7 protein-coding genes are annotated in these 13425 nt (G+C 65.1%); all 7 read right to left on the bottom strand.

The window, feature by feature from the left end:
• Positions 1-32: 32 nt before the first annotated feature.
• From AC1ROX_RS06130 to AC1ROX_RS06100, 7 genes are read right to left on the bottom strand one after another with little or no spacing between them, the layout of a single operon-like run.
• Positions 33-1925: an SUMF1/EgtB/PvdO family nonheme iron enzyme gene (locus tag AC1ROX_RS06130; RefSeq protein ID WP_493123441.1), complete on the bottom strand. Its 1893-nt coding sequence runs from the start codon at positions 1923-1925 to the stop codon at positions 33-35.
• Positions 1912-3132 (bottom strand): ABC transporter permease, encoded by a 1221-nt coding sequence (locus AC1ROX_RS06125; protein WP_493123662.1) that lies wholly within the window; start codon positions 3130-3132, stop codon positions 1912-1914. The genes AC1ROX_RS06130 and AC1ROX_RS06125 overlap by 14 nt, the downstream gene beginning before the upstream one ends.
• On the bottom strand, positions 3132-3854 hold the full coding sequence (locus AC1ROX_RS06120) for an ABC transporter ATP-binding protein (protein ID WP_493123439.1): 723 nt from the start codon (positions 3852-3854) through the stop codon (positions 3132-3134). Before AC1ROX_RS06120 ends, AC1ROX_RS06125 begins: the two co-directional genes overlap by 1 nt.
• Positions 3851-5857 carry a vWA domain-containing protein gene (locus tag AC1ROX_RS06115; protein ID WP_493123437.1) on the bottom strand — a complete coding sequence of 669 codons (2007 nt, stop codon included), beginning with the start codon at positions 5855-5857 and terminating at the stop codon, positions 3851-3853. The genes AC1ROX_RS06120 and AC1ROX_RS06115 overlap by 4 nt, the downstream gene beginning before the upstream one ends.
• 19 nt (positions 5858-5876) lie before the next feature.
• Positions 5877-7046 carry a hypothetical protein gene (locus AC1ROX_RS06110; RefSeq protein WP_493123435.1) on the bottom strand — a complete coding sequence of 390 codons (1170 nt, stop codon included), beginning with the start codon at positions 7044-7046 and terminating at the stop codon, positions 5877-5879.
• A 7-nt stretch (positions 7047-7053) separates the two neighbouring features.
• Positions 7054-9720, bottom strand: coding sequence for a virulence factor SrfC family protein (locus tag AC1ROX_RS06105; protein WP_493123433.1), 2667 nt, complete (start codon positions 9718-9720; stop codon positions 7054-7056).
• Positions 9721-9742: 22 nt separating this feature from the next.
• A complete protein-coding gene (locus tag AC1ROX_RS06100; RefSeq protein WP_493123431.1) occupies positions 9743-12865 on the bottom strand; it encodes a virulence factor SrfB in 3123 nt (1040 codons plus the stop codon).
• Between the last annotated feature and the right edge of the window lie 560 nt (positions 12866-13425).

Genomic DNA, 13425 nt, shown 5'->3' with positions numbered 1-13425 from the left:
TCCCCCAAGCAACCAGCCCCCCGGCTGTTCGGCTACCGCAGTTGCATCGCGGCTCGAATTTGATCGCGCCACGCCGCGAGCCGCGCTGCACCCAAGGTTGCAGCATTCAGTCTAGCTTCATCCATATGCTTATCAACAACTGGTTTAGCTCTCTGATACCAAATCAACTTACGCGATTCGAACTCGCGGTCGATGTCACGATTGGCGGCGGCCACGAGATCCGGCGGGCTTTTCGCCAGCTCCTTGAGCAACTCCACATACAGCTGGAAATTCTGCTCGTTGGTTTCGCGGAGATTGCGCATCTCGCCGCGAAACGGTTGCAGCCGCGCTTCCGTTTCCCGCCTCTGGTCAGGCGGAAGCGACGCCAGCCGCCCTTCTTCTTCCTTGACCATGAGATCCGCGACGAAGAGCCGGCGATTGAGATTGTCGTATCCGTTCACGAGCAGCACCGCGGTCGTGATCTGTTGGCGCAGGATGCGACGGTTACGATCGTTCAGCTGGGCATTGGATCGATCCAGTTCGGCCTGGATCGATCCGAGCCTCTGCGTCAGCTGGTCGGAGCTCAGCCGCTGGCTGGCATTATCCTTCTTCAGTGCCTCCAGATCCTGGCGCAGACGCGCGCGGTCGACGCCGTCGGGAGATTTCAGGAGCTCCGAGCGCGCCGCGGCAAGCTGTTGGGACCGCTTGGGATTTCCCGAAAGCTCTTCGTACTTGTCGTTTCGCGCGTTCATGAAGACCGGCGCCGTGAGCACGAGCCGGAAACCGACAACCGGCGCGCGAACCGGTCCGCGCGGGCTGAAGAACGGCAGCTCGCGCCGCGATCCGACGCCCAGGACCTCCGCCGATTGCTGGGCATTCCCGCCCAGGACAGTCACACCGCCGGCCTGACCCGCAGGCGCGTCGGGCCGGAGCGCCCGAAACAGGTCGAATGCGAGCTCCTCCGCATTTCCGACCATGTCATAAATGCCGAGCAGGTTCGGCAGCCGCCGTCCCTGGTACATGACCTCCATGCCGTCCGGCGGTGGGTCCTGCACGGTCGCGAAGGACGCGATCTCTCCGATCTCGGCGGGGCGCGGGCGGCCGTCGTCGCCTTTGACCCGATAGGTCTTCTGGGACTGGGTGGCACTCTGCGCTTCGCCGCCCCTCGCCGCGAACTCCCACTCTGCGTCGGTGGGCAATCTCAGGAAGCCCGGCGCGCCCTCCTCCCACGGCAGGACGGGTGGCTCGCTCCGCGCGATGCGCGCCCGGTCGTAGGCGATCAGCCAGGCACTGATCGCCTCGCCGTAGCGCGTGGCGTCGAACCAGGAAACGCCGACCGCCGGCAGGACGCGGGTTCCCCTGACCTCGTCCGCCATTTTCACGATGGGAGCGCAGGCCGGGTCGCCCGCCTCGGTCATCCGGCCGTCCTCACGCAACAGGCCGTGCTGCAGGAGCGCGTAGTTCGGCCCCGACACCTCGTACTTCCCGACGTAGTAGGACCGCTCCATCTGGCCGCCGGACGCCTGCTTGGTGAATGCACCCGCCAGGAAGTCCGATCTGGGGCCCGACATGGCGACGTCACGCGCGAGCTGTTCGGCGCCGGCCCGCTGCTCGAAGACGGTGCCCAGGAAAATCTCGCGATGATCCAGGAGGTGCGCGACGTTGAGCGTGATCCGGCGGAACAGCATGCGCCGTCCGCACGGCAGCGGCAGGATCAGTTCCTCGGGCAATGCCTGGGCAGCGGCCGCCGACGCACACGGGATCTGCTCGACATCGCGCACGCCGAGGCCCCGGCGCGACCTCTCCGCCTCGACCACACCGGGGTCGTCGATGCGGCACCAGCTGGGCGCGCTCGCCGGCGACTGGGCGGTCGCCGCGCCCGCCCACAGCGCCAGGCCGGCGGCAAGGACCGCCATCCGCGCAAGATGCAACTCATGCCCCATCATGGCGCAATCCTTCACTGGCTTGCTGGCGTAAGACGCGAAAACTGGCGGCGAGCGACGCGACGATTGCCGCGGCTACCGTGACAGCCAGCGCGATCGCCAGATGCGAGACGTCCAGCTTGGCGACCACTGCGGACTTCTCGGGGCCCGTTGCGAAGCGGCCGTTCAGCACCGGTGCGATGACCGCATAGGCAAGGAAGGCGACGGCAACGCCCAGCGACGACGTCAGGACGGCTTGCGCAATCGGGAATATCGCCAGCGAGGAAGGATGCAGCCCGAGCAGCTGCATCACGGCGATCTCCTTGCGCTTTCGTTCGACCGCCGCCCACAGCGTCATTCCCAGTCCGACGATGCAGCCGGTCATTCCCAGCATCGCCACGATGGAAAACAGGAGCATCAGATTGTCGTCGAGCTTCCGGACGAGCTGGATGTCGGCGGCCCGGCTCTGGATATCGAGCCCCTGCTCGACCAGCCTGTCGCGCAGGCGTTCGACGGAGTCGATATCCTTCGCAAACAACCTGAACGACGCAAAGCTGCGAGGCCCCGGGGAGAGCGGCTGACCGGGCCAGTCGTAAGCCGGTACCGCCGATCCTTCGCGCCAATCCTCGGCTGCAACGAGGAACGGCAGACTGACCAGGATCACGTCGCGGTCCGTCACCGTCGCATCGAGCACGCCGCCGACGGTCAGGCCGATCCGGGCGACCTCGCGCTGCTCCCCGACGGAGCGCCCGATCTGTCCCCGCACGGCATCGCCCTTCCGGACGCCCAGCTTCTCGGCCAGCGACCTCGACACGATAGCGTTCAGGCCATCGACAGGCTCCAACGTCCCGAGAAGCGGATCGCCCTTGCCGCTCGGCCACATCTCGGCCGTGACGAGGCCGGTACCGGCTTCTTCCCGGCGAAGCTGCAAGGTCGCGGCCAGGAAGCGTGTGGCGGGAAGCAGGAATCCGACTTCCGGCCAGCTCCGCAGCCTGGCGAAGAACGCCTCGTCGAAACTGCCATGCCCCACGAGCCGCAGCTCCCGCGCCCGCGGCTCCTGGGAGAGCTGCTCGCGTACGCCGTCGACGATCCCGAACTTGAGGGCATAGAGCACCAGCATCGGGGCGAGGACGGACGCCAGTCCGAGCACCGCGCACAGGGACAGCCGCCATTCGTGCCGGTAGTCGCGGACGGCCAGATCGATGCCCAGAATGTATTTCTGGGCGAACATCAATTTGCAAACACCGATCTTGCCGGCCTGGTCGCGCTGGATGCCTCCACCGTGAACTTCGCCTGCACGAAACCGAACCGCTCGACCAGATGGCGGTCGTGGCTGGCGACGACCAGTGCGGTGTCCAGCTCTTCGCTCAACTGGACGAGGATTCGCATCACATTGTCCGCGTTCTCGTGATCCAGAGCAGCCGTCGGTTCGTCCGCCAGGACGAGGGCGGGATTGTGCGCCACGGCGCGCGCGATAGCGACGCGCTGCCGTTCGCCGATCGAGATCTGGGACGGTCTCCTGTCGAGGTGGCGTTCGATGCCGAGCCGCGCCGCGATGCGTTGCACCGTTTCATCCTTCGGCAGACCCAGCAGCTTGCGCGGAAGCTCTATGTTGGCGCGCACCGACAGGAACGGCAGAAGCCCGCCGGCCTGCAGGACGTAGCCGAGAAAGCGGCTTCTGATCGACAGCAGGCGTTTCTCGTTCCGCGACCGGTAGATCGAACCGATATCCTCGCGCGCGCCCCGGTCCTGCACCCACCAGCTCTCCACGCTTGCCGGCTTCAGAATGAAGGCAAGCGTGTCCAGCAAGGTGCTCTTCCCGCTTCCGCTCGGTCCGGAGAGGGCCACGCGATCCTGCCTGCGGACGGTGAAGCTCGGCACGAACAGCTCGAACCGCGACTGGCTGCCGGCATGCCGATACTCCAGTCCCGAGAGGAACAGGAGAGTGCTCACGGAAGCAGATCCATCGGCAGCGGATAGACCATCTGCCCGCGGTCCTTGGCGCCGAGATCGATCCAGACGTCCGCGGCGTTGATGTCGGTGTAGGCCTGCAGCTTGAAATCCAGAGCGGCAATCGTTGCCTGTTGTCCGCTGAAGCCCTGGTCGAGCCACGACTGGGCCGTCAACCGGAGAAGCTGGCTCTGGTAGGGAAGCAGCTTCAGATAGCTCGGCAGCAGGTCCATCTCGGCGATCGAATCGGCCTTGCGCTGCGCGGGCGCGACGGCCGTCGATGCGGAAAGAGACCGGAGCTGGTCGAACAGGGACTGCGGCGCGAGCTGCGCGCGCTTCGCCCGGTCCAGCACGTCGCGTAGGGATTGCGCGAGATTGTTGAGCTGGTTGCGCGTCAGGAAGACAGCGACCTGGAGGGCCTCGTTCCGCGGATTGCCGAGATCCTTGTCGGCCGCCCAGCCGCGGACGAATTGCGGCGCATCGGTGCCGAGTTTCGAGCCGACATAGGTCTGCTGCACGCGAAACAGCTCGTTGACCAGCAGGTCCGCCAAGGGTGCCTGCTGCGGGACCGGCTGGCGGCTCAGCGCGCGGTTCTCGACGAAGCCGCTGATCGCCGTCGCCAGCCTGTCGCCGGCGGCACGCAGGACTTCCTCGAACCTGTCGGGGTCTCCGGCGGCGATCGGAATGTACTTGTTGGTCGCCGGATCGCCGGTGCGACCCAGCTCCTGGTACTGCCGGCGCGCTTTCGACGTGTCGCTTTCCCGTTCGGCTTCGGGCGTCAGCAGGTGAATCGGGACGATCGCCACGCCCTCGCGATCCGCCGTCTCCTTGATGTTGGTCAGCGAGATGTTGCGCAGCTGCGCCTTGGGATCGCCGGCATCGAGCATGCCGGCATCGGAGATCTGGACCAGGATGCGCGCGTCGAACTTCGACCATTCCATCTCCGGGCTGTTCAGCGCCGTGTAGAGGCCGAACAATCCATCCTCGTCCCAGCTGTGCGTCGAGACCGTGGCCGGCCTCAGCAAATCGAAGTTGGCCAGGACCTGGGCCGGCGGCGTGCCGGGCCTCAGCGGCTGGAAGACCCTGGCGACGTATTCGAGCTGGGGGCGGCCCTCGTTGTTGTTGCGGTATCCGACGACACCGAACGAGGTCTGCCCGAGCTTGCCCTCGCGCTCGAGGCGCCCATAGAAGTCACGGACGACCCGTCGGACGCGGTTGATGTAGGGCCCCATGGAGGAGGTCGTGTCGATCAGGAACACGATCCCGACCTTCATGTCCTTCACGCTCGTGGACCTCGGGGCGGTCGCGACGGGCGGCACGGAGTTCACGCTGGCGACTTCGAGGAGCATGGTCCGGCCGCCGGCATCGAATTCGTCGCTCTTCGAGCCGAGAATGGGCATCAGGTACGGTTTGGACCGGAACGTCGGCGTGCCCTGCCTGTCTGCGGGCTCGATCGCGATGACGCTGTTGCGGTCATGACTGCCGGCGTCGACGGTCCGGACGATCTCGCGGGACTTCGCCACGACCTGGGGGTCCTGGACGATCGACGACAGTTTTGCCGCGTCGTTGAAGAACAGGACGCGCTGCCTCTGCCCCGGCGGCGCGTACTGCATCACCAGCATGACGGCCCAGTCCTGCGTATCCCGGGCGCGCAGCCAGTTGGTGTTCCTGCCGTCCAGTTCCGCCGATACTTCCAGCCAATCCTGGTTGCCGACCGATCGACGCGAATAGACGTAGAGGATGGCGAACGTCGGCACCTGCGACGGCGCAAGCTTGCCATCGTCGCCCGGCTCGAGCCGCAATTGTGCACCCGGCAGAGTCAGGATGCGCTGATAGAACTCGGTATGCCCGGTCATCACGAGCGGCTTTCGACCGGTCGCCTGTTGGGCTTGTGCTTGGGCAGCCGTCGCCAGCAGAAGCATCGCCAGCAGCCCGCTCGCGATCGCGGTACCGAGCCCTGCACCCTTCGACGCGCTCCCGCAGAGCCAAGTGGTAAACGGCGCCATTGCCTACCTCATCGATGGGTTATGGCTTCTTCGGCCATGTATCGAGCAACACCCTGGCGGAGCTGTCGCCCGCCTGTGCGGCGCGCTCGACGAATTCGCGAAGACGTTCGAGTTCCCGGCCTGCTTCCGCACTGCCTGCGTCGACGGCGCGGCGATACAGCGAGACAGCCTGGCGGATATCGGCAGAGGACCGCTGTGTGGCCCGATTGGGAGTGAGGTCGGCGGGATCGTAGAGTTGAGCCGCGGCACGGCAGCCCTCGGCCTGGCCGCGCTCGCACGCGTTGCGATAGAGGAACTCGGCGTCGTCGATCTCGTGCGCGGCCTGCGATTGCTTGCCCGCCTCGAGCGCCGGGGCGGGTCCCTCAGCGATGATGCGCGTCAGTCGCTGCTCGCGCGTTTCCGAAGGCTTCGCCTCGCTGGAACTGCTTGCGGCAGGCGGCGATGCACCGGCCGCCACATCCTTGTCCTTCTCGGGCTTGAGGACGAGCAGCCAATAGGCCAGCGCACCTGCAACGGCCACCGCGAGGAGGCCGGCCAGCGACCACAGCAGAAGTCGTGGCTTTTTCTTCTCCTCGTCAGGCTCAGCGGTCTCTTCCGGCCCGGCGCGTCCAGCGTCGGCGCGCCTACCCCCGTGAGAATCCGCGACGCCCCAGTCGAATGCGCCGCCCTGCGTGGCTGACCCCGGCGTTACGAGGGGAGGCGGCTCCGGTGGCGTGACCGGAGCGACCTTGGGAATCGGAGGCGCCTTGGCCGGTTTGGCCACGAAGGTGGCCAGATCGCCCGGTCGAACCGGCGCCACGCGCGACCACGCCACGGTGCACTCGCGATGCACGGGCTGGCCGCCCAGGTAGAGCTGCAGGCGGTAATTGCTCTGCTGATCCAGCAACGCATTCACGTTCCGCCCAAGGTCGAAAAGCAGCTCGCCGTCCTGCGAGGTTAGGCCGAACGGCAGGATCCGCCCCTCGTCCGCTCCCCACCGGTACTGTAGGACTTCCGCATCATCGATCAGCGCGCTGCCGTCGCCATTGTAGGCACGCAGATATTCGGGGCCGCCCTGCGCGCCGGTTCGCGTGATCAGCAGCTGCGCGCCGGTCGCCTCGAGGTTCTCGCCCCTGATCCTCAGGCGAACGAACCCTTGCGGCCCGTTGGGCAAGGGGCCCGGCGCGATCTGTCTGACTGTCGCTGCCATCTGTTCCTCAGGCCGTCGCCGGAACAGGGGACTTGAGTGTGGTCAGGTAACCACCCAGCTCCTCGTTCGCCTGCACGTTGATCTTGATGCCGGCCTCGAAGCTGACATTGTCCTCGGCAAGCTTGAGGAGCGCCCGCAGCCAGTCCGTGAAGTACAGCGAATCGAAGCGGGTCCGTTCCTCGCTGAGCAGCGGCTCTCCCGTCACCGGCGGCCTCGCGGCAAAGATGTGAAACTTCCTGCCATCGATCTCGATGTCGCTGCCGTCGGGCTTGGCTCGCCCGCCGGCGCCCAGGGTGGCGACGAACTCGCTGATGGCCTCGGCCGCCGGCTTCGCCTGCTTCCAGATCAGCGACGACTTCGGAATGTTCCGGAAGGCGGCTCCCGAGCGCGTCGCCTCGACAAGCCGATCCGAGAGACCCGTGCGCTTCGCGCCATACACAAGTTCCTGGGACAGGCCGACCATGTCTTCGCGAGACATGAAGAAGTACTGGAGCAGGTGCGGATCGTTGGCCAGGGCGGCCAGCCGCTCGCTCCAGAACCCCTCGACTCCGTCGGCGAAGCGCGACGGCATGTCCGCCACCGTCCTGGGCTTCGCCGGCTTCTTTGCGGTCTCTTCCTCAAGCCCCAGCAGGTCCCCGAGGACGTCCTCGCCGGCCTCGCTGGCCGCGGTACTGTCCTCGGCAACCGACATCTCGACCGCCGGCCGGCGTTCGATGATCTCATAGACGTTATAGAGGTCGCTCGGCTCGACCTGCAGCACCCGCAGCAGTTCCGCGAACCGGTCGCTGTCCAGGCACTTCTTCAGCTGCGGGGCCACGCGCTGCAGGAACTTCCGCTTCTTCAGGCGCTGCTCCGCCACATCCCCCGAGTAGAAGAACGGCTGAAGATGGGCCAGAAGCTGCGAGCGCAGCTCCGTTGCCTTGCGCACCACCTGCTGGTGCTTCGTGGCCGGATTGCAAACCGGACGCAGACGGTTTGCGACGCGACTGACGCCGCCGTCGTTCAACTGCATCATCGCATCCCACGCTTCGTCGGGACGGTCGTAATATTGCTGGATCGTTCCGTCGTTCACGAAGACGCGCCGAAGGTTGTCGACGTACTGGACCTTGTCCGGCCGCAACCCGGTCTCGCTCTCGTCCCGGTACTCGAAAAGATTGTCCTGCCGGATCGCCGGATTCCGCAGCAGGTAGGTATTGTTGAACGCAGCCCCGGTCAGCCATTCCTGCACCCAGCTCTTGCCGCCGTTCTCGTAGGCCTGCTTGCCGTAGGAGCGTAGAAGGTTGTTTTCCAGCCGGGCATGGAAGCGGGTCGCGTCCTCCGCCTTGCCGCTGGATTGCTGGAAGATCGTGTCGAACTTCGTCATGACGAAGAACAAGGAAGTCCGGTCCGCGGATCTGTGCTCCGGCTTCTCTCCGTTGGTCGACCTGATCCAGTCGTAGATGGTGGGCAGCAGGTCCCAGACCTCGAAATTCTCCGGGCCGTGACAAAGCAGGATCGACGTCAGCTCCTGCTCGTCGGAGTAGCGTTCGAACAGATACGCCACCTTCCCGCGGATCATGAACTCGCGCATGCCCTGCTCGGCGAGATACCCCGGCAGGTCCTTCTTGGCGACTCCGTCGCGCGATCGATAGCCGGGGAAGTCCAGCAGGTCCGTGTGGTCGAAGAAGTCGAACGGCTTGTCTTCCATCACGATGCGGAGTTCCGCCGTGATGGCAGCGAGTTCCGACCTGAGGAGACTGGCCGACTTTCCCTGCGCCGTCATGACCGGGAGCAGGTCGCCCTTGCCCTCGCCGATGCCCGAGAGCGTATCGACGGTGATGATGCTCTGGGAGCGATCCTTCAGCGCATCCTCGAACTTGACGTACAGCGAGGTCGCGAAATCCACCTGCGCAAGGGCTTGCGACATCCGCCGGTAGACATTGGTGAAGGCATCGATGTTGTCCCAGATCAGCGCAAACAGCTCGGCCCGATCCTGCAGGCTCAGGAACGGCGCGATCCGGGTCGCGACCTTCCAGTAGGTGGTGCGCTGGAGCACCTTGATGCGCGGCGCATTCCTCAGCCGGCCTTCGCAATAGGTTTCGAGGTCCACGACATCGACCGAATCCAGCGGCGACGTCTGCTTGCCCTGAACCCGGCTCTCCAGACGGATCAGGGCGTCCTCGATCGCCTGCTGATCATGATCGCCCTCTTCCTCGTCCGAATGCTTGATGTCGTGCACGTACGAGTTGGCCAGGACCTTGACCACGTCCTGCTCGGTCAGGAGCCGGAGTTCCGCCAGTTCGCCCGGCGGCACGGCGGCGGGCCTGTCCAGGGTGAAGCGGGTCACGAGGCCCGTCGACTCCTTCCCGCCTGACGGATTGATCTCGTCCAGGAAGTTGATCAGCCTGCCGCCGAAGTTCGCCATCAGGGGCTTGGTGCCCTGGCGCGCCAGCGCGGAGATCAGGAAGGACTTTCCGGCCTGGCTGGGGCCGAACACGCCGACGCACATCTTGCGGTTGGCGGCCCGTTCGAGGCGGCGCGCCTCGACGCACCGCTTCCGCATCTCGCGGATCTGCCCTTCGAGGTTCTGGGGAATCCACGACGTATTATTGACGAGCCAGCCCAGGCCCTCGTGCGCCACGCTGCGAAGGGTGCTGCAGTAGGAGCCAAGCGGATTTGCGGATGTATCGTTCATTTGTGCCGACACGGTTGCTCAATCACGAAACGTTCAGGTTGCCGGTATCGAGCCAGTAGCCCTCTCGATCCTTCAGCGTCTGCAGGCGAAGGGCGAGATCGGTACGCCGGACGGGCGTCCCGTCGCGCGCCTCGATTTCCTCGATCTTGAAGACGCCTTCCTCGCGATATGTCCCGCGCGCGCCCTTGCGGGGCGCATCTTCCGACTGCTCGGCCCGCTTGAAGGTGAGCTTCACCTTGTAGGGCGTCCTGCCGCGGCCCTCTTCGGCCGCCTGCGCGTTCTCGTATTCCAGGCGGAACAGCGGCGTCGCCGGCCAGCGCGTGACCTGCAATTGCCGGTATCCGAGATAGACGAGGCCGTGGAACTCGAACCCCGCCTCGAGTTCCGATTCCTTCGGATCGTCGAGGTCGATGCGATTGAACAACGGCGTGCGGATCCGCCCGCCCGTGTCGATGTCGCCGATATACCTCGCCGTCGAACTGACCTTGAGGAGGTGGCTCTGGAACCGGAAGGCTTCGGTGTAGCCTTCGGCCAGGGCACACAGCATCGCCCCCACCACGACGGTCGTCTTCGGATCGGGAATGCGCCCGTCGGCACCGCGAAACGGATACCAGCGGTCCACCCGGTACCGGTTGAGGGGAATGATGCCCTGCGGCGGAACCGGCAGCCGGGCAACGAAGGCGGCCTGAACGGCGGGATAGCACGAGGTGCGTCCGGTCAGCAGGAGCACGTCGCAATCGTAGTGCTTCAGGACTTCGCTCAGATCCTCGATGACGCGGCCGATCTCGTTCTGGATCGTGAGCCCAATATCCGTCGACGAGAAGGCGAACGACACCGCCTGTACATCGAAGTTTCGAACGCCCAGGCGCTCGATCTCCTGATTGAAGAAGTTGACCAGGCCCGGCGGCAGCAGTTCATGCACGAAGAACGAACTGAAGGACTTGTCCCAGCTCACCGTCCCACGCTTGGGATCGCAAAGCTCGTACTCTCCCAGCAGGGCAAGCGCGATGGGAACGAGTATCCGCTGCGTGAGCTGGGCCCTCAGGACCTTCACCCGCGTCGACTTCTGGATCTTGTCGCCGAAGAAGGTGTTGAGGACCCCGGCGGCGTCCGCGTGGCCCATCGCGGCGATATGATTGCGGATGGCGGTGAGGACGTGGGCCTCGACGACGGCGCGCACGACATCGTCGCCGGCAATGTTGAAGCCCTCGCGGAAATTCTGGATCGGCCTCAGGACCGCCGTCGCGCCGGTTCCCTCGCTCACATAGGTCGTGACGATCAGATCCGTGGTTCCGCCGCCGATATCGACACTGGCCACGCGCAGCGAGCGCGATTCGATCTCCGTCTTCCCGCTGGCGTCGGGCAGCTTGCGCCGACGCCCGAACGTATCGAAATGCAGGTCGATGTCGCCTTTGAACTCCTCGAAGATCTCGTTGTAGAGGTAGACGAGCTGCGTGGCGCTCGCCTCGTCCCATTCGCAGCGCACCCGGGGCGGCCGCCGGGCCTCGCGGGCCCAGCGCGGGTCCTCCGGCTTGATATCGAGCAGGTCCGACCAGCCCAGCGACCGCCAGATGGTCTGCACCGCCGCTTCCGCCATTCTCCTCAGGATGTTGCGCTCGATGATCGGCATCGCCGTCGGCATCGTCAGGATGACCGACCGCAGGCGCCGCGGGATGTCGGAACTGGGCCGGTTGTAGCGGGTGGCCGGTGCATTCATCGTCACCAGCGCCTGGGCCACCAGTTCGCCCAGCATGAACATCATCAGCGACGCCCGGCTGAAGCGGGGATCCATCACCGGATCGGGCAGCTGGTCCTCGTAGGGCGCACTGTCCTTGCGATTGCGGGTCTCCCGCACCCAGTCGTCGTACAGGTCGATCGGCGTCCCCTCGTTGTTGACGAACTGGACGAACGAGCCGCGAACGACCGGCGCCTCGGCATTGTGATCGTCGGCGCTGACGCTGTTGAACCGCCACTGTTGCTGCCGCGGAAACTCGTCCCAGAGGTATCGCTTGGGACTGGACATGCCGGTGAGGCCTTCGCCCTGCTTCGCGCCGGCCGACAGGCGCGCCGCCTCCGGACCGACCCGGACCACGCTCGGCCAGGAGAAGGCCGACAGCAGGCGGCCGCTGTCCCGCGACAGCGCCTCGTTGCCGAAGCGGGCCAGCGCGAATTCGATGCGCGACGAGAAAGGGCCGCCATACCGGTGGTACGGCATCGAAAGGTCCCGGAGCTCCAGCACGTAACTGTCGTTGAGACGCGTCTGCTCGTCCGCCTGCGTCTCGATCATCATGCCGCAGGTGCGCGTATTTCCGAGATCGAGGACGAGGTCGACCTCGACGGGTACGAACTGGGTGGGATCGACCAGCCGAAAGCGCGGAAAGATGTCGGCCTGGCTCAGCGCATGCAGGACCGTGATGTAACGCGCGATCGCCTCGAACCTGTACTCGAAGTCGTCGTCGCGGACCGGCCGCTTCTTCACTCTCTGGATATGGCGCCTGTAGGCGCCCTCCAGCCAGGCCGAGACCCACTTCGACGAGATGAACCAGTCGAACTGACGCTCATCCGCGACGAACTGGAACTCGCCCCCTTCCTGGACGTCGATCTCCGATAGTGCGAAGGCGATGGCTTCGCCGCCCTCCGAGGCTTCCACCTCGGGCCGCTCTTCCACCTGGGTATCGAACGCCAGAACGACCCGGTGGGAGTTGCCCTTCTTGTCGCGCTCGTCGAAGCGATGGATGAACATGCGCGCCCAGTTGGACGGGCCGCGCGAGAACTGGAGCGTACCGTGAGGGCCCGGCCCGGAAACCTTGAAGACGGGAATCGGCAGCCATTCGCCCGAAAAGGCATTGATCGCCGCTTCGGCCTTCAGAATGTACGATTCCCGTTCGCCGCGCTCGCCCGCGGCCAGGAAGTAGGCCCGCCGATCGAAGTAACGCTGCGTTTCGGCGTCCTGATCGAGCGTGACCAACTTGAACTGACGCTGCCCGCCGACATCGCCGCTGCCCATGTCCCGTTCGAGGAACGCCCGGCTGACCTTTGCCAGCCTGTCGACGTTCAGGTCGAAGTCGAAGAACTGCAGCGTACCACCAGGAATGATGCTGGCCTGGCTGCCGTACTGCGGTGCTTCAGATACCTCGACTAGCATCCCAGTCCCTTCCACAACGCAACTTCAACGACCTTTGTCGGAAAGCCACATCCCGGGGCGTTCTGTCGGCTTTCCATTCGCGACCTGGACAACCTGAGGGTATGGTTCGTCCCGTAACCCGCGTGACAATCGCCACGACGGCCGGCCCGGATCTGCAATTCGCAACCCTCCGGCCGGCGAATTCAGGAAGATCCGCTTCCCATGATTCGGTCGCCGATACCCCCCTGCGTTGCATTCATCCGAGCGGGACACGCCTGCAAAAGCGCTAAAAGACTCCCCTTCCGAGGCATGAACGTCTGATGCCCTGGCCCTCTCGCCATCGTCATCGCATCCCCCAATTGTGCATTGCGTCATGCATCAGGCATGGCAATGCTCTCACCCTCGCAACTCCCCGTTGCTCGTCTTGAAGTAGAACGGATTCGTTGGCGTCTCACAAGTACAAAGGGTATTCGGGAAACAGACACCAACCCTTCCGAGTCCCGGTGTGACAGGCCGCCTACAGACATGAAACGACCCTTGGCGCCATCGCCGTCGCCTTGACACGCAGTCACCTTGATATT

This window comes from Reyranella sp. GW821-FHT14A01, from assembly GCF_058803965.1.
The sequence above is the reverse complement of the archived record's forward strand: the minus strand, read 5'-3'. Positions and strand labels throughout refer to the sequence as shown.

What these genes read in the sequence shown, in the direction of transcription:
- AC1ROX_RS06125 (WP_493123662.1), bottom strand. Translation starts at nt 3,132, where the DNA reads ATGTTCGCCCAGAAATACATTCTGGGCATCGATCTGGCCGTCCGCGAC.
- AC1ROX_RS06100 (WP_493123431.1), bottom strand. Translation starts at nt 12,865, where the DNA reads ATGCTAGTCGAGGTATCTGAAGCACCGCAGTACGGCAGCCAGGCCAGC.
- AC1ROX_RS06130 (WP_493123441.1), bottom strand. Translation starts at nt 1,925, where the DNA reads ATGATGGGGCATGAGTTGCATCTTGCGCGGATGGCGGTCCTTGCCGCC.
- AC1ROX_RS06115 (WP_493123437.1), bottom strand. Translation starts at nt 5,857, where the DNA reads ATGGCGCCGTTTACCACTTGGCTCTGCGGGAGCGCGTCGAAGGGTGCA.
- AC1ROX_RS06110 (WP_493123435.1), bottom strand. Translation starts at nt 7,046, where the DNA reads ATGGCAGCGACAGTCAGACAGATCGCGCCGGGCCCCTTGCCCAACGGG.
- AC1ROX_RS06105 (WP_493123433.1), bottom strand. Translation starts at nt 9,720, where the DNA reads ATGAACGATACATCCGCAAATCCGCTTGGCTCCTACTGCAGCACCCTT.